General features: G+C 51.3%; 16 protein-coding genes. 5 read left to right on the forward strand and 11 right to left on the reverse strand.

Features of this window, described 5'->3' with window-relative positions; genetic code table 11:
- Positions 1-45: 45 nt before the first annotated feature.
- The 6 genes from ACKWCC_RS12370 to ACKWCC_RS12395 all read right to left on the reverse strand — a co-directional run bounded on the left by ACKWCC_RS12370 (position 46) and on the right by ACKWCC_RS12395 (position 6,148).
- Positions 46-567 (reverse strand): YceI family protein, encoded by a 522-nt coding sequence (locus tag ACKWCC_RS12370; RefSeq protein WP_413996253.1) that lies wholly within the window; start codon positions 565-567, stop codon positions 46-48.
- A 57-nt stretch (positions 568-624) separates the two neighbouring features.
- Complete coding sequence (locus ACKWCC_RS12375; protein ID WP_413996254.1) at positions 625-1,344, reverse strand: pirin family protein; 720 nt, start codon at positions 1,342-1,344, stop codon at positions 625-627.
- A 314-nt stretch (positions 1,345-1,658) separates the two neighbouring features.
- A complete protein-coding gene (locus tag ACKWCC_RS12380) occupies positions 1,659-2,537 on the reverse strand; it encodes an AraC family transcriptional regulator (protein ID WP_413996255.1) in 879 nt (292 codons plus the stop codon).
- 86 nt (positions 2,538-2,623) lie between these two features.
- Positions 2,624-3,895, reverse strand: coding sequence for a glucuronyl esterase domain-containing protein (locus tag ACKWCC_RS12385; protein ID WP_413996256.1), 1,272 nt, complete (start codon positions 3,893-3,895; stop codon positions 2,624-2,626).
- A gap of 21 nt (positions 3,896-3,916) precedes the next feature.
- On the reverse strand, positions 3,917-5,674 hold the full coding sequence (locus ACKWCC_RS12390) for an aromatic amino acid hydroxylase (RefSeq protein ID WP_413996257.1): 1,758 nt from the start codon (positions 5,672-5,674) through the stop codon (positions 3,917-3,919).
- Positions 5,675-5,677: 3 nt separating this feature from the next.
- Complete coding sequence (locus ACKWCC_RS12395; RefSeq protein ID WP_413996258.1) at positions 5,678-6,148, reverse strand: DUF3291 domain-containing protein; 471 nt, start codon at positions 6,146-6,148, stop codon at positions 5,678-5,680.
- Positions 6,149-6,308: 160 nt separating this feature from the next.
- On the opposite strand from ACKWCC_RS12395, the gene ACKWCC_RS12400 reads away from it, so the two are divergent.
- Positions 6,309-6,773, forward strand: coding sequence for an Lrp/AsnC family transcriptional regulator (locus ACKWCC_RS12400; protein ID WP_413996259.1), 465 nt, complete (start codon positions 6,309-6,311; stop codon positions 6,771-6,773).
- 76 nt (positions 6,774-6,849) lie between these two features.
- Here the strand turns inward: ACKWCC_RS12400 and ACKWCC_RS12405 are convergent, their stop codons facing one another.
- Together ACKWCC_RS12405 and ACKWCC_RS12410 are read right to left on the reverse strand one after the other, a co-directional pair.
- Entirely contained in the window at positions 6,850-7,455 is a 606-nt protein-coding gene (locus ACKWCC_RS12405) for a DUF4136 domain-containing protein (RefSeq protein ID WP_413996260.1), read from the reverse strand.
- Positions 7,456-7,527: 72 nt separating this feature from the next.
- Positions 7,528-7,686 (reverse strand): DUF5522 domain-containing protein, encoded by a 159-nt coding sequence (locus tag ACKWCC_RS12410; RefSeq protein WP_413996261.1) that lies wholly within the window; start codon positions 7,684-7,686, stop codon positions 7,528-7,530.
- Positions 7,687-7,876: 190 nt separating this feature from the next.
- Between ACKWCC_RS12410 and ACKWCC_RS12415 the strand changes: the two genes are divergently transcribed.
- Genes ACKWCC_RS12415 through hemL form a run of 4 tightly spaced genes read left to right on the forward strand, consistent with a single transcriptional unit; the run spans position 7,877 to position 11,230 of the window.
- Positions 7,877-8,221 carry a hypothetical protein gene (locus ACKWCC_RS12415; protein WP_413996262.1) on the forward strand — a complete coding sequence of 115 codons (345 nt, stop codon included), beginning with the start codon at positions 7,877-7,879 and terminating at the stop codon, positions 8,219-8,221.
- Entirely contained in the window at positions 8,218-9,120 is a 903-nt protein-coding gene (locus ACKWCC_RS12420; RefSeq protein WP_413996263.1) for a 1-aminocyclopropane-1-carboxylate deaminase/D-cysteine desulfhydrase, read from the forward strand. The genes ACKWCC_RS12415 and ACKWCC_RS12420 overlap by 4 nt, the downstream gene beginning before the upstream one ends.
- Complete coding sequence (locus ACKWCC_RS12425; RefSeq protein ID WP_413996264.1) at positions 9,117-9,929, forward strand: glucosaminidase domain-containing protein; 813 nt, start codon at positions 9,117-9,119, stop codon at positions 9,927-9,929. The genes ACKWCC_RS12420 and ACKWCC_RS12425 overlap by 4 nt, the downstream gene beginning before the upstream one ends.
- 20 nt (positions 9,930-9,949) lie before the next feature.
- Positions 9,950-11,230 carry a glutamate-1-semialdehyde 2,1-aminomutase gene (hemL, locus tag ACKWCC_RS12430; protein WP_413996265.1) on the forward strand — a complete coding sequence of 427 codons (1,281 nt, stop codon included), beginning with the start codon at positions 9,950-9,952 and terminating at the stop codon, positions 11,228-11,230.
- Positions 11,231-11,241: 11 nt separating this feature from the next.
- On the opposite strand, the gene bglX is transcribed toward hemL, so the two are convergent.
- From bglX to ACKWCC_RS12445, 3 genes are all read right to left on the reverse strand, one after another.
- On the reverse strand, positions 11,242-13,494 hold the full coding sequence (gene bglX, locus ACKWCC_RS12435; RefSeq protein ID WP_413996266.1) for a beta-glucosidase BglX: 2,253 nt from the start codon (positions 13,492-13,494) through the stop codon (positions 11,242-11,244).
- A 118-nt stretch (positions 13,495-13,612) separates the two neighbouring features.
- The gene (locus ACKWCC_RS12440; protein WP_413996267.1) at positions 13,613-14,077 is read right to left on the reverse strand and encodes a hypothetical protein; all 465 of its coding nucleotides are present in this window, start codon (positions 14,075-14,077) and stop codon (positions 13,613-13,615) included.
- A 283-nt stretch (positions 14,078-14,360) separates the two neighbouring features.
- A complete protein-coding gene (locus ACKWCC_RS12445) occupies positions 14,361-14,543 on the reverse strand; it encodes a hypothetical protein (RefSeq protein ID WP_413996268.1) in 183 nt (60 codons plus the stop codon).
- Between the last annotated feature and the right edge of the window lie 31 nt (positions 14,544-14,574).

Below are 14,574 nucleotides of genomic sequence, written 5' to 3' on the forward strand. Positions count from 1 at the left end.
TGGGCCACTTTTGGCCCATCCCAGGATAAGCACATCTTAAGCCGCTTACTGCTTAATGAATTGGATGTCTGCCACCAGGTTAATGGTGTCGCCAACCACAATGTTCCCGGCTTCGGTCACGGCGCTCCAGGTGAGGCCAAAGTCCTTGCGGTTCACCTTGCCCGTAATCTCAAAACCTGCCTTGGTCTGTCCGTAGGGATCTACGGCCACTCCGTTGAAATCTGCCTGGAGTGCCACCTCCTTGGTCACGTCCTTTATGGTAAGATCGCCAATAAGGGTGTTGCCATCAAAGGATTTGGAGATAAACTTGAGCTCCGGATGCGCTTCGGCGTTAAAGAAATCATCCGAATTTAAGTGGGTGTCGCGATCGTTGTTTTTGGTGTTTATGGAAGACACCTCTGCGGTAAAGTGAAACTGTGCATTTTTAAAGTCGTCCCCCTCCGTTTCCACGGTGGCGTCAAAGGCATCAAAGGACCCCTTTACGGTAGAGATCATCATGTGCTTTACCTTAAAGTCAATTTCCGAGTGGGCTGCATCCACTTTCCATGTTGTTGCTGTGGTACTCATTGTTTTCAATTTTAGTGTCTTTGCAGACGGTTATATATTGTTTTTGTGTACTTCTGATCAATTTAGGGCCATAGGCACTTCCATCAGTAAGATTTCCGTGTCGCTGTCCGCTTTTATGTCCAAGCTTTCCACCTCCCAGATGCCCAGGCCATCGCGTTGGTGCAGGGCCTGCCCGTTTATGGTGGCATCCCCTTTTAGGATAAAGGCGTACACCCCATTGTGCTGGGCATCCTGCAGATGATACGAAACTTCCTTGCCCTGGTCCAGGTCGCTCATACTGAACCAGGCGTTCTGGTGTATCCAGACCCCGGCATCATCCGGATGGGGAGATAACACTTGCTGTACCTTGTTCTTGCGATCGGCCACATTCAAGGTGATCTGGTCGTACCGGGGCGTTACGCCCTGTTTGTTGGGAATCACCCATATTTGGAGAAATTTCACGGGCTGGTCCGCATTGTGGTTGTACTCGGAGTGCATGATGCCCGTACCGGCGCTCATCACCTGTATATCTCCCGATTTAATGATGGTCTTGTTCCCCATATTGTCCTGGTGCCTTAGATCGCCCTCCAGCGGTATGGAAATGATCTCCATGTTCCGGTGTGGATGTGTGCCAAATCCGCGGTTTTCCGAAACGGTGTCGTCATTGAGCACCCGCAGCGCTCCAAAGTGCATGCGCTCTGGGTCATGGTAGTTGGCAAAACTGAAGCTGTGCTTGGAGTGCAACCATCCGTGGTTGGCATCTCCCCTGGTATCTGCTCTGTGCAATATCGTTTTCATCTCTTTATTTTTAATGGTTTTTATGGGTCGGACCTGCCCGTTCCGTTTCTGGCGGGTGTCATGGTTCACGTGCATGTTCATTGTTTTTTCAAAGGGGTTTATGAGCCTTTGGTTTCGCCAGCAAACAGCTACTCAGAAGCTTGTGCGTTTGTGAATAGGGTGTTCGTGAATCTGTGATTTTGGTACCTTTTCAAGATGTGTTCTGGCCCATCTCATATCCTTTGCTTTTTTGTTGATACAAAGATGCGACACCTCTTTCTTCTGTGGAATATGAAAAAAAGGAAGAAACTTATGAAAATACGGTATGATGCCCGTTATTGGGGTGCCACTTCCTCTTTTCTGAAGCGTGATGGGGACCGTTGGGTCTGTTTCTTGAAGAAGGCGCTGAAATTGGCAGGCTCCTTAAAACCAAGGGCATACCCGATTTCCTTGTTGGATCGGTCCGTAAAGTAGAGCAGTCTTTTGGCCTCGGTGACAATTCTTGTCTGAATGTATTCTTTTACGGTTTTTCCCATTTTGGACTTTACCGACCGGTTTAAATGGTCCGGTGTCATGTGGAGTTGGTTGGCATAGAACCTGGCGGAATGTTCTTTTCGGTAATGGGTGTCCACCAACTTTTTAAAGGCTCGGATCAGGTTGTTCTTGGAGCTGTCCTTGCCCAAGGAAACCGGATCTATGGCGCAAATGGCATTGCACTCAATGAGCAACAGCTTTAAATAGGCACCAATGGACAAATGTTTCATTGCGGCGTTGCCCTGGTAAAGTTCAAAAATACGCTGGGCAAACTGGGCAATGGCATTGAACTGATCGGCCTCTGGCAGTAGGGGCGGACTCTGGCCATAATTTTGGAAGAGGTTAAGACTGTCAATAAAGGACAGCGGAATGGCGCTTTCCACCAAAAACTGGTTGGAAAAGGTCATGACAAACCCATGGGAGGGTTCCGTTTCGATTACCTGGTGCACCTGCCCCGGGGCCACAAAGTAAATTTGACGGTTTCCCAAGGGGTAGGTGTTAAAATCTATTTTGTGCTCTCCGGCCGCTTGCCGCACCACGAGCACGGTAAAGAAATTGTGCCTGTGGGGCTCGTCCGTTTTGCCCCCGTGCTTCCGGTAAATGTCCTCCATTTTGGAAATGGCAAAACTTACGGCCTCCTTTTTGGCATCTACGTTTTGGTATGTTTTAACGGTGTCCATTTAAAAATCCTCTCTAAGGGCATTAAGGTACGTTTTCTGGCTGGGAAACCGAATATTGGCAAGAGCCGATGTGTTTTTACGATACCCTACCGGGGCACCACCACTTTTTTGGCCCAACGTATGTACTGTTTCCAGTCGTAAGATGTGACATCGTGCGCTCCCGTGCGCAGGTGGTAGGCCACGGTGCGGTGTATGGGTCTATTGGGTGCTGGCATCTTTTTTCTGGTGAAGCGCCTTTTTTTATACAGGGCATACACGGGGGCGGTATGCCGAAGGGCCAGAAACTCCCCTTTGGGATCCGCCCATTCATCTTCGGTGGCACTGGCCACGTACAGGGGTCTCGGCGCCATCAGGGCAAGTAGTCCGTGCTGGTCCGTGGGCAACAGGCCCTCTTGGTCATTGTACCGGTTAAAACGGTCTGCAAACCAATGGGGGAAGTTGGTGTTTATACGGGCCACGGTCTCCCCGAACCTTATTTTGGAAAGGGCCGCCCCACCACAGCCGGAGTTGTTGCTGATCACCGCGGAGAACCTGTGGTCCGTGGCCCCGGCCCAAAGGGCCGCCTTTCCCAAGCGCGAGTGGCCAAAGACAATGACCTTGCCCACATTGGCATCTTGCTCCAAATAGTCCATGGCCCGGCCAAGTCCAAAGGCCCAAGCGGCTATGCTGCCCCATTCGTTCTCTTTGGGTCGCTGCTGTCCCGTACCGTAAAAAAGGGACTGGACACCATCCGTTGCATCGTTCTTGTCCGGGTCCACCTCTCCATAATGCAGGGTGGCCAGCCCAAAACCGTTCTGGATCATCCGATCAATGTCCCAACGGTGCGCCCGGACGCCCCTGGACGCCTCCGTGGCCCGGTTGTTGTCTATGTTCAGGTTTGGGGCGTTCCGGTTCCAGGCCTTTGTGATCTGTACCTGCGGATCGGCATGCACCGTATGGTTGCCAAAGAAATTATATCCCAGGAACACGGGCACGTTTTTTCTGTTGTTGGGTAGGTACAGGAGCAGGGTAAAGGAACGCGTTGCGCCCTTTCGTTCAAGGATCACCCGGACTTGTTTCCTCAGCGCCCGTCCGTTGAGGGCATCCGGGGCCTGCTCCAAAGGCTCGAAGCGCACGCCGTCCAGAGCCCCCGGTACCTTGCCATAGATCTCTTCCTCAAAGAAGCTCAAAAGCTCCGGGCGTCTTATCGTCTCCCAGTCCGCCGTGCTCTTTATCTTTTGTCCATCCTCCGAAACCAAAAGTTTGGGCAGATCAAATTGGGGCACCTTGGTCTCATCGTAATTGAAATTGGTTTGGGCTGGGACGGTCTGTGTCATCATCAACATAAAAAAAAGGGAAATGGCCAGTGGAACGCGCATCTTGGTAGCAATTTATATGGGCTAAGATACGTAAACCCTTTCCACCTCGGCAAGGCCATCGTCTATGAGGTGGCCCACTTCCGGTCTTTCCCCCTTAACACTTTCCAAATGGATTTTGATGTCTTTGGCAAATTCCCGGTCCCCATTGGCCACGGCCAGTTCGTAGAGCTCCACGGAAAGCAGCCAATCCAACGCGTAATTTTCCTGGACGGCCTTGAATACCTTGTTCCTTGAGATAGTGGTGTTCTTGCCTTCCCGGAACTCACGCACTTGTTGGTAGTACAGCTCCAACCGGGTTTCGTTTTTGTCTTTTTCCTGGGTTTGGGTCTTGCTCAGTTCATGGTCCATGAGATCAAAGCTCTCCAGGTCTGCCGGGCCGTTGAAGGCGGACACGATGTGCTCACCGATGGCCATATTGTACAGTTCTCCCTTGGCCTGGAACAGGGTTTTTCCGTTATGGGTCACGTGGCAGTTCTCAAAGGTGATAAGGATGATCTTTCCCTGTAGGTTCCGGGTGCCGGTGACAATGCGGCCCGCAACCGTTATACCGCCCTCAAAATGTAGGGACACCTGTTTTCCCTCATAGATATCGTAAGCCTTCAGATCTCGCGGGGACATGTTCTCAATGGCAAGATTGATGCCCTTTAACCTGCCCAAGGGCGATCCAAAACCGGTTTGGTGTTTGTGGGTGTCTTGCCCCACCAGTTCCTTTTCCCTGAAGGCAAGGGCAGATTTCCCTTTTGTCTGAAAATAGATGGGCTTGCCGCGGTGTTCCAGAACCTCGCAAAAATGCCCGGATATCTGCAGCCCCGTACTGAGTTCTATGGTGCCCAGTTCCTTGGAGGCAATGAGCTTTTTTAGGCCGTCCAGACCTCCGGTGCGCAGGGCCATCGTGTTGGCGAAATCTTCCAACACTTGACTGAGAAAGGCAAAGTCCGGGGTTACGAACAACTGGGGTTGTGGCTTGGTGATGTCAAAAGAGGTGTGCGCAGCCTCTATGGAATACGGTATTTTTTTTACTTGATCGGTCATGCACCAAGCGCTTTCGCCAATGGAAGACAACAAACCGGCCCCATAGATTTTTGGGTTGTCAAGGGGGCCTATGAGGCCGTATTCCACGGTCCACCAGTGCAGGTTGCGGATCAGGGCCATCTCACTGGGGGCGCCCATATTGTCCTGGAGCACGGCTATATGTTCCTCGGCCTCTGTTATCTTTATGGGGTCCGTTCCCTTGGCTTCCTTGATGATGGAGAGGTGCCGCACCGCCTCGTACAGTTCAAAATCCTTGGCACTGGAAATGGCCTTACAGCCAATTTCGCCAAAACGTCTCAGGTATTCCGCGTACTCCGGATTGGCAATGATGGGGGCGTGGCCCGCCCCCTCGTGTATAATGTCCGGGGCCGGGGTGTACGCTATATGTTCCAGTTGGCGTATGTCTGCCGCTATGACCAGCACATTGTAGGCCTGGAACTCCATAAATGCTGCGGGCGGTATAAAACCGTCCACGGCCACGGCGGCCCATCCCAAATCTTTCAAGATGCGGTTCATGCCGTACATGTTGGGAATGTGGTCTATGGAAATGCCCGTTTTCTTTAGGCCATCTAGATAAGATCCGTGGGCCACCCGGCTCAGATAGGCCACGTTCTTGCGCATGACATAGCGCCAAACGGCTTGGTCTATGGCGGTGTAGTCCCCATAGTTTTGCGGTTTAATGTACTGTTTTAGATGCTTGGGCAACTTGTCCAAGATGGGGTTGCTCTGGTAGGTGGTGTTGTTCATTGTTCAGTTTTTTAAGGGTGCTCCATTGGGGCCATAGGGCTGCCTCACGGTAAATGCCCAGGCAGAATTTCCTTCCCGTTCATAGTGTTCCAGCCGCTCCTTGGCCATTTGCAAATTGGGCAGCTTGCCCGCGGGAAGCCACCACATGACAAAGAGGGAGGTTCCTTTGGCATGGAACCACTTTTTCTTGTTGCGCAGAAAATAACTGTGCACGGAGTCATAGACAAAGGCCTTGAACGCTTCCATATCTTCCCAAACACTGATGTTTACCGCCATCATCCCATCCTTGAACGGGGTTTCCAGGTAATTCGCAGAGCGGCCCTGATCGTCCGTGAGGCGCCACACAAACCCCGGGGAGGCCTCGGCAAAGGCATTTACCGGCTCCAGAAAGTCCACGAACTCCTTCATCAACGGATCGGTCAAAGGGGCTTTGAAACGGGCGATGTTGGCCTGGGCCAAATGGTATTTTTCCATATCAGGGCGTGCATTGAATAGATGTGCTATTAAAGATACTCATTTTAGGATATCTTATCAACCAATCTTTATAGTTTGGTTTTTTTTCCTGTTTTGTTTTATTTTTATGGGAAATTATGCTTTATATGTTGTATTTTGATGTGCTCTAAAGGAAAATACAATGGACGCACTGGATGAAACGGACAGGGCCATCTTGGCCATGTTGACCAAGAACGCCAAGGTGGGGGCAAAGGCGATCGCGGAGACCTTGGGGCTCACCAAGACCCCGGTCTATGAACGGATCAGGCGCTTGGAGCAGGAGGGCTACATAAAAAAGTATGTGGCGGTGCTGGATGGAAAGAAGATGGACAGGGGCATTACCGTGTTCAGTTTTGTTTCCCTGGAAGCCCAAAAGGGGGCGCTGATGGACCATTTTTTAAACGAGGTGATGGAGTTCAAGGAAGTGCGGGAATGCCACGTGGTGGGTGGTGAGTTCGATTTTCTGTTGAGGATCCAGGTGCGGGATCTGGATGCCTATTATGATTTTGCAAAATCCAAGATCGCCTCGCTTCCCCATATGGGCTCGGTAAAGAGTGCCTTTGTGCTGAACACCACCAAATGGGAATCCCATCAATTCTTGCCATAATACCGGTTTCCGGTTAAAAACGGCATAAAAAAACCCCTCGCGAAAGGGGTTTTAATTATACGTCCATTGCCAGGATTTACTGGGCGGCGGCAATTTCGGGTGGGTACTGTTTCATGATCTCGCCCACAAATTCCAAAATACGCTGTTCCTTTTTTTCCCTGTTCTTGGTATCGGCCAAGGTGCCTTCGCCCTTGCCCTGCCATACCAATTCCTTGCTTTTGGTGTCTATGAGGTCTATGTAGAGGGAGCCTTCCGTACTGGTGCTGACACCGGTGCCGCCCCAGCCGCCCATACCGCCCCAGCCCATGCCCCAACCGGGACCCCAGGCCCAGGGACTAAAGCCCCAACCCCAGCCCCAGCCCCAAGGACCGCCCCAGCCGAAGTTGTTGTTGTAGATGTCCACACGCTCTTCTTCCTTGGTAAAGATGCTCACCAGAAGATCCGGATTTTTGGACTTTACAAAGCCGTTGTTGGCCATTTCAATCTCTATGGCCCGCATGATCCGTTTCTTGTCCAGATCGGAGATCATGGCCTTGTCTATGCCCGTCTTGTAAAAGGCATAGGATTTATAACCATCAAAATTGGCTTGCTGATCGTAGTCGGACAATACCCGAACCGATGAACAAGAACTCAAGAAGGCCAAAACCAGAAGGGGCAGCACCAAGGATTTAAATTGTTTCATAGCGTATATTTTTAAGGTGGATTTCAAATTCTTATTGAAAAAACTGCAAAAATCGTGCCGAACAAAGTCCGCTCATTGTCTATTTGTTTTGGGGTCGTACCCGTAGGGGCAGTGCCTGCAGCCACTTTCACAACAGTGGCCGCGCTTAAGATGGTATTGTTCCGTGAACACCCTAAATCCCCCTTCGGACCAATAAAAATCCCCCTCCTCAATGGGAATGATTTTCTTCATCTTTTTTCCAACCCTTAAGGATTTAAAATTAGGTTATTTTACTTTAAAAATTCCACAAATAAACCTTAAAATGCAAAAGGGAACCTGCATCACTTCCATATGCCCGTTGTGCCGTGGGGAGCTGCCCTTGCCCCAATTTTTCCTCGGGAAAGATTTAAGGCTTATCTTTGGGACATAAGCACTTATGCCCATGATCTTGGTCTTTAGACATATTTTTTACAAAAATTATGTTGGACTTTCCTTCTGGCCCTTTATTCTGGTGAAACATCCAAAGTTACGGCAAGATACCACCCTTATCAACCATGAAAAAATACACCTGCGCCAGCAATTGGAGCTTTTGGTGGTTCCTTTTTACATCTGGTACCTTACGGAATGGGCCCTGCGAACGCTTTGGTATCTGGATGCGTACAGGGCTTACAGGAACATTTGTTTTGAACGCGAGGCCTACGCCAATGAAGGTCGGGAAGATTATCTAAGGCATAGAAGGCCCTTTGGGTTTCTAAGGTATGTTGTTCTGGTAAATGCGCACCCATGAAGGTGCCCCAGCAGGTGTTGAGGATGCCGTGGTTGGCGCAAAAGGGCGTGAGCATCACCATAAGACGGGAGGATCTGCTGCACCCCCTGATATCCGGAAACAAGTTCAGGAAACTCAAATACAACCTGGCGGAGGCCAAAGAGAAAGGACACACCAAACTGTTGACCTTTGGTGGGGCCTATTCCAACCATATCCTTGCCACAGCGGCCGCCGGCCAAGAGCATGGTTTTGCCACCATCGGGGTCATCAGGGGGGCAGAACTGGAGAAAAAATGGCCAGAAAACCCAACCTTGTCCAAGGCGTCCGAGTTGGGGATGCGGTTGGTCTTTGTCTCCAGGGCGCAGTACCGCGCAAAGGACACGCCCCACTTTTTAAAGGAACTGCGGCGCCTGTACGGTGACTTTTACCTACTGCCCGAAGGGGGCACCAATGCCTTGGCCGTAAAGGGCTGCGGGGAAATATTGCGGCCAAAGGACACCCAGTATGATGTTATTGCCAGCGCCGTGGGCACCGGCGGCACGCTGGCCGGACTCATTGGAGCGGCCGGGCAGCGGCAAAAAATCCTGGGCTTTTCTGCCCTAAAGGGCAATGTTCACAAAGATGCGATGGCCCACTGGGTGCCCCCTGGGCGTTGGGAGATCAACACCGCCTATCATTTTGGGGGCTATGGGAAAATAAATGGGGCGCTGGTGCATTTTATCAATGGTTTTAAAACGGAGACCGGTATTCCCTTGGATCCCATCTACACGGGAAAAATGCTCTTTGGCTTGCTGGATATGGCCAAGAACGATAGTTTTGTGCACGGCACCAAGATACTGGCCGTGCACACGGGCGGCCTGCAGGGAATTGCCGGTATGAACGCCCTGTTGAAGAAGAAAAATTTACCTTTGCTGCAATGAAGAAGATGTTTGTATTGATAGGGTTGGCGCTTTTTTTGGTCTCCTCCGGGTGCAAGTCCAAAAAGGCGTACCGTGATGGTCTGCGAACCAAAAATGTCCAGGCCGCCAAAAAGAAAAAGGAGGGGCTGCCAAAGGAGACCTCCGTTGCGCTTCCCGAAGATACCGGGGAATTCATCCGTTTCGATATCGCCAATATTGATGAGTATGTTGAGACCTTTGCCGAAATTGCCCAAATGAACATGGAAGCCTACGGCATCCCGGCCAGCATTACCTTGGCACAGGGCCTCTTGGAAAGCGGTTTTGGCCGTGGGGAGCTGGCCCAGAAGACCAACAACCATTTTGGCATTAAATGCCATAAGGGCTGGGAGGGCGACTATGATTTCCACGATGACGATGCCAAGGGCGAATGTTTTAGAAAGTACAACCACCCCTTGGAGTCTTACAGGGACCACAGCTTGTTCCTTACCACCCGTTCCCGCTACGATTTTCTGTTCGATTATAAGGTGACCGACTATAAGGCCTGGGCCAGGGGCCTGAAGCGGGCGGGCTATGCCACGGACCCCAAATACCCACAAAAGCTCATTTCCCTGATCCAAAAGTATCAGTTGTACCAGTATGATGGGGTCAAGCCGCGCCAGCGGAACCTTGGACCGGACGTGGCAGGAACCGAATCTGTGCACGTGGTACAGAAAGGGGATACCCTGTATTCCCTCTCCAAACGGTTTTACCTCTCCGTACAAGATCTAAAACGCATGAACAATTTAAAGGACGAGACCATTACCATTGGTCAGCAACTCAGGGTCCGGTAACAATCAATTAGGTGTTAGGTATGGTGTACGAAAGAAGCAGTGCCCTTTTTGCAGCGGCAAAGAAAGTGATACCCGGGGGCGTCAATTCCCCCGTCAGGGCATTCAAGGCGGTGGGCGGCGATCCCATCTTTGTTAAGGAGGCCAAAGGGGCCTATCTCCATGATGAGGACGGAAACCGGCTCATTGATTTCATTGCCTCATGGGGCCCCATGATCTTGGGGCACGCCCACGCTCCGGTGGTGAACGCCGTGGTGGAAAAGGCAAAAAAGGGCACTTCCTTTGGCATGCCCACCGAAATTGAGACCCAATTGGCCCAATTGGCCGTGTCCATGGTGCCCAATATAGACAAGATCCGCTTTGTGAACAGCGGTACGGAGGCCTGTATGAGTGCCATTCGCTTGGCCCGTGGCTATACCGGTAAGGACAAGATCATAAAATTTGCGGGCTGCTACCACGGACATTCCGATGCCTTTCTCATACAGGCGGGCAGCGGTGCGGTCACCTTTGGGAGCCCCAACAGTCCCGGGGTTACCCAGGGCACGGCCAAGGACACCCTTTTGGCAGTTTACAATGATCTGGACAGCGTAAAGCAATTGGTGGCCGCGAACAAGGGGGAATTGGCCGCCATAATCATTGAGCCGGTGGCCGGGAACATGGGGTGCATTGTGCCCCAAAAAGATTTTATCTCCGGTTTACGGGAACTTTGTAGCCAAGAGGGCATTTTATTGGTTTTTGATGAGGTGATGACGGGGTTCCGCTTGGCCAGGGGCGGTGCCCAGGAAGCCTTGAACATTGATGCGGATATCCTTTGTTTTGGCAAGGTGATCGGGGGTGGCCTTCCCGTGGGGGCCTTTGCCTCCAACGATAAAATCATGTCCCACTTGGCCCCAGAGGGTCCGGTATACCAAGCCGGTACCCTGAGCGGCAATCCCTTGGCCATGAGCGCCGGGCTGGCCATGCTCACCGAGCTCAACAACGATGGCGAGGTGTTTAAACGCCTGGCAGAAAAAACGGAATACCTGCACAAAGGCCTGGATGCCGCCCTCAAGGACAAAGGGGTGCCCTACCAGATCAATCGTTTTGGCAGCATGATGTCGGTTCATTTCACCCCAGATCCGGTGCATGATTTTGCCTCATCTGCCCAGGGCGATAATCCCCATTTTAAGACCTATTTCCACGGAATGCTAAAACAAGGGGTCTATTTGCCGCCCAGTGCGTTTGAGAGTTATTTTCTCAATGATGCACTCAGTTATGCCGATCTGGACCACACCATTGCCGCAGCACAGCGCTTGTCTTTTTAGGCCCATGTTTTTTATGGGGTTATGGTAAAACTTGAGGTCAATCCTTCTTGGGAATCTGTCCCTACCATAACATTGAACTGGCCCGGCTCCACCACCCAACGATAGTCCTGGTCGTAAAAGCCCAGTTCTTTGTTGGTAAGCTCAAAGACCAATTGCTGCGACGCCTTTGGGGCCAGACCAATTTTTTCAAAGCCCTTGAGCTCCTTTACCGGCCTCACCACACTGGCCACCGGATCTTGCAAATAAAGTTGCACCACTTCTTCACCAAAACGATCGCCCGTATTGGTCACGGTGACCTTGACTTTAACCTTGTTTTTGTCGGACGCGTCCACCTCCAGTCCATTGTACTGGAACTGGGTGTAGCTAAGACCATGACCAAAAGGAAAAAGGGGGCTGTTCTCCTCATCTATAAAATGCGACCAGAAGACCATTTCACCAGAATCTGGTCGTCCTGTGGAATAATGGTTGTAGTAGAGCGGAAGCTGGCCCACGCTTCTCGGGAAGGTCATGGGCAGTTTGCCACTGGGATTTTCATCGCCAAACAGCACCTGGGCTATGGCGTTGCCCGATTCGGAACCCAGTTGCCAGGTTTCCAGAATGGCGGGGATGTTTTCCGCTTCCCAGCCCAGGGTCAAAGGCCTGCCGTTCATGAGCACCAGTACAATGTTCTGGTTCACGGCGTGCACTGCCTTTAGAAGTTCTTGTTGTAGGCCGGGCAGTCCCAATTTGGTCCTACTGCGGCCCTCACCGCTCATAAAACCGTGCTCGCCCAGTACCATGACCACCACCGCTGCGTTCTTGGCCGCGGCCACGGCCTTTTCCATTCCCGTCTTTTCGGTGCCATTGACCTTTACGGGAAACTTAAAGTCCGTGGAATCATTGAACACCTTGGGTCCCTGGACAAAACGATATTGGTCCGTGTAGGCCGAAAGTCCTTCCAGAAAAGAGACGGCGGTGTGGTCATCAGAGCCCAGACGCCAGCTGCCCAGCGGACTGTTCTTATCGTCGGCCAGATCGCCAAGTACCAAGATGTTCTTGGCCGTTTTCTTCAAGGGCAACAATTCCCCCTCGTTTTTTAAAAGGACAATGGATTTTTTGGCCATCTCCAAGACTTCGGCCCTATGGTCTTTTTCCCAACTGGTATAGGTCTCCGGTGCCACATTGCAATATCGGTACGGGTCTTCAAAAAGCCCCAGATCATACTTTACTTTTAGAATTCGGCCAACGGCCTCATCCAAAATGGATTCCGATACGGCCCCCTCCCGCACCAAATTGGCCAAATGGGCAATGTAGGCGTGGGATTCCATGTCCATGTCAGAGCCGGCCACGGCCGCCTTTTGGGCACTTTCCTTGAGGTCTTTGGCAAAACCGTGGGTCTCCATCTCGCTTATGGAGGCCCAGTCAGACACCATAAAGCCCTTAAATTTCCATTTCTCTTTAAGAATGTCCCTTTGCAGCATGGTGCTTCCCGTGGCCGGGATGCCGTTAAGAATGTTAAAGGCGTTCATGAAGCTGGCCACATCTTCTTCCACCGCTGCCTCAAAAGGGGGCAGCACCATATTGTAGAGGGTGTTGTTCCCCATGTCCACCGTATTGTAATCGCGGCCGGACTCGGCAAAACCATAGGCCGCAAAATGCTTGGCGCAGGCCGCAATGGTGTGGGCTTGGGCCAAGTCATCTCCCTGAAATCCCGAAACCCGGGCCTTGGCAATTTTGGCGCCCAAGAAGGGATCTTCCCCGGCCCCTTCCATAACGCGTCCCCAGCGGGCATCCCTGGAAATGTCCACCATAGGGGCAAAGGTCCAATTAAGGCCCACCGCAGCTGCTTCCTTTGCCGCCAGGGCCGCCGATCGTTCAATGGCCTCCAAATCCCAACTGGCCGCTTCTGCCAAGGGAATGGGTGCCTGGGTCTTGTACCCATGGATCACATCAAAACCAAAGAGCATGGGAATGCCCAATCTGGACTCTTCCACCACCAAGGTCTGTAGTTTCCTGATCTCCGCTGGGTCGTTCACATTGAGCATGGCGCCCACCCATCCTTTTTTAAGGTGCTCGTATTTAATTGCGGTGCCATCGTTTCCGGACGGTGCCGGACCCGTAACGTCAAAGAAGCCGTTGTAGAGGTTCATTTGGCCCACCTTTTCTTCCAGGGTCATTTGGGCAATGAGGGCTTTGATCTGATCGGCCTGGGCGGTCTGGGCAATTCCCTTAAATGCGTTGAGGGCAAAAAAGGACAGGGAAAGGCAAAGGGTAAGGTGCTTCATGGGTATCTGTTTTTTTAAACAGTGGCCAAGATAAAGCCAAACCGCAAGCTAAAACAGGATATTTATCAGTCTTTTTTAAGTGTCCCCATCCTATGGGTGTCCGTGCCCGGTGCTGCTTCTAGCCCCGGTGTCTTTTGCCATCACCGCGTCTTTCCTTATGGAGTCCCCATCTTTTTTGTTTTTTCCCAATTTCCCTTGAGCGCATTTTTTTCCAGGCTTCATATTGGTCCCCGTCCAGTATGGTGCCCAATTGTTTTTGAAACGCGATCTCCCGATCCAGTCTTTCGTTGGCTCGTTGGAAACGTTCGGAAGAAGATGGCCTTTTTGCTTCTTCCGTTGCCCTTTTTTCCTTTAACGCTTGGTTTTTGGACATTCGCTCCTTGGCCCGCTCTCTAAAAAGGGTTTTTATTTTAGCTGCCTGTTCCGCGGAAAGATCCAGGGCCAAGGTCATTTTCTTGGTCTGGAGGGTGGCCATTTGCTCCGGGCTAAAATCATGATGCGGTCCTTGACCGCGGGCACCGTTCCCTTGGCCATAAAAACTGATGCTGCTGCACAAGGCAACCAGTAGAATTGCATGTTTCATCTTTTTGTTGTTTTAGTTTGATGGTATGACCCTTGAAAAGGAAAAAGGTTTAACCCAGGTGATGTATCGGCGCTTGGACAACAAACTTCGGGATGCCATGAGGACTTTGGGCGATCAGGGCCATTTTGCCCATACGGAGGCTAGGTATTTTTGCCCATTTTGGCCGGACTTATATCCGGGAAGATGTGGCTGAACCCAAGCGGGACTCAGGACTCAAAAAAAGAAAACAAAAAAAGCGCGACTGGGGAGACGCGCTTTCAAGCATTTGGGAACGTAGGTTACGCTAATAGGTTAGCGTGTGTTCATTGGTCTCCGAATAGGAGCTCTTGTGGGTTTCCACCTTTACAAGTTCCTTTTCAGAAGTATTGTGGGCCCCAATCTCAGTGGGGGTTTCTGTTATGTGGTACACCATCGCGGAGAGTAGGAAACAGCTAAGGTAAATGAGACTTTTTATTTTATTGTTCATGACTTGGGATGTTTTGTTTTGCAAGGCTAAA

The organism is Maribacter aquimarinus (genome assembly GCF_047345505.1).
In the GTDB taxonomy this organism is placed as follows: domain Bacteria; phylum Bacteroidota; class Bacteroidia; order Flavobacteriales; family Flavobacteriaceae; genus Maribacter.

Excerpts from the sequence above, each read along its gene's own strand:
- ACKWCC_RS12370 (WP_413996253.1), bottom strand. The coding sequence starts at position 567 with ATGAGTACCACAGCAACAACATGGAAAGTGGATGCAGCCCACTCGGAA.
- ACKWCC_RS12375 (WP_413996254.1), bottom strand. The coding sequence starts at position 1,344 with ATGAAAACGATATTGCACAGAGCAGATACCAGGGGAGATGCCAACCAC.
- ACKWCC_RS12380 (WP_413996255.1), bottom strand. The coding sequence starts at position 2,537 with ATGGACACCGTTAAAACATACCAAAACGTAGATGCCAAAAAGGAGGCC.
- ACKWCC_RS12385 (WP_413996256.1), bottom strand. The coding sequence starts at position 3,895 with ATGCGCGTTCCACTGGCCATTTCCCTTTTTTTTATGTTGATGATGACA.
- ACKWCC_RS12390 (WP_413996257.1), bottom strand. The coding sequence starts at position 5,674 with ATGAACAACACCACCTACCAGAGCAACCCCATCTTGGACAAGTTGCCC.
- ACKWCC_RS12395 (WP_413996258.1), bottom strand. The coding sequence starts at position 6,148 with ATGGAAAAATACCATTTGGCCCAGGCCAACATCGCCCGTTTCAAAGCC.
- ACKWCC_RS12400 (WP_413996259.1), top strand. The coding sequence starts at position 6,309 with ATGGACGCACTGGATGAAACGGACAGGGCCATCTTGGCCATGTTGACC.
- ACKWCC_RS12405 (WP_413996260.1), bottom strand. The coding sequence starts at position 7,455 with ATGAAACAATTTAAATCCTTGGTGCTGCCCCTTCTGGTTTTGGCCTTC.
- ACKWCC_RS12410 (WP_413996261.1), bottom strand. The coding sequence starts at position 7,686 with ATGAAGAAAATCATTCCCATTGAGGAGGGGGATTTTTATTGGTCCGAA.
- ACKWCC_RS12415 (WP_413996262.1), top strand. The coding sequence starts at position 7,877 with ATGATCTTGGTCTTTAGACATATTTTTTACAAAAATTATGTTGGACTT.
- ACKWCC_RS12420 (WP_413996263.1), top strand. The coding sequence starts at position 8,218 with ATGAAGGTGCCCCAGCAGGTGTTGAGGATGCCGTGGTTGGCGCAAAAG.
- ACKWCC_RS12425 (WP_413996264.1), top strand. The coding sequence starts at position 9,117 with ATGAAGAAGATGTTTGTATTGATAGGGTTGGCGCTTTTTTTGGTCTCC.
- hemL (WP_413996265.1), top strand. The coding sequence starts at position 9,950 with ATGGTGTACGAAAGAAGCAGTGCCCTTTTTGCAGCGGCAAAGAAAGTG.
- bglX (WP_413996266.1), bottom strand. The coding sequence starts at position 13,494 with ATGAAGCACCTTACCCTTTGCCTTTCCCTGTCCTTTTTTGCCCTCAAC.
- ACKWCC_RS12440 (WP_413996267.1), bottom strand. The coding sequence starts at position 14,077 with ATGAAACATGCAATTCTACTGGTTGCCTTGTGCAGCAGCATCAGTTTT.
- ACKWCC_RS12445 (WP_413996268.1), bottom strand. The coding sequence starts at position 14,543 with ATGAACAATAAAATAAAAAGTCTCATTTACCTTAGCTGTTTCCTACTC.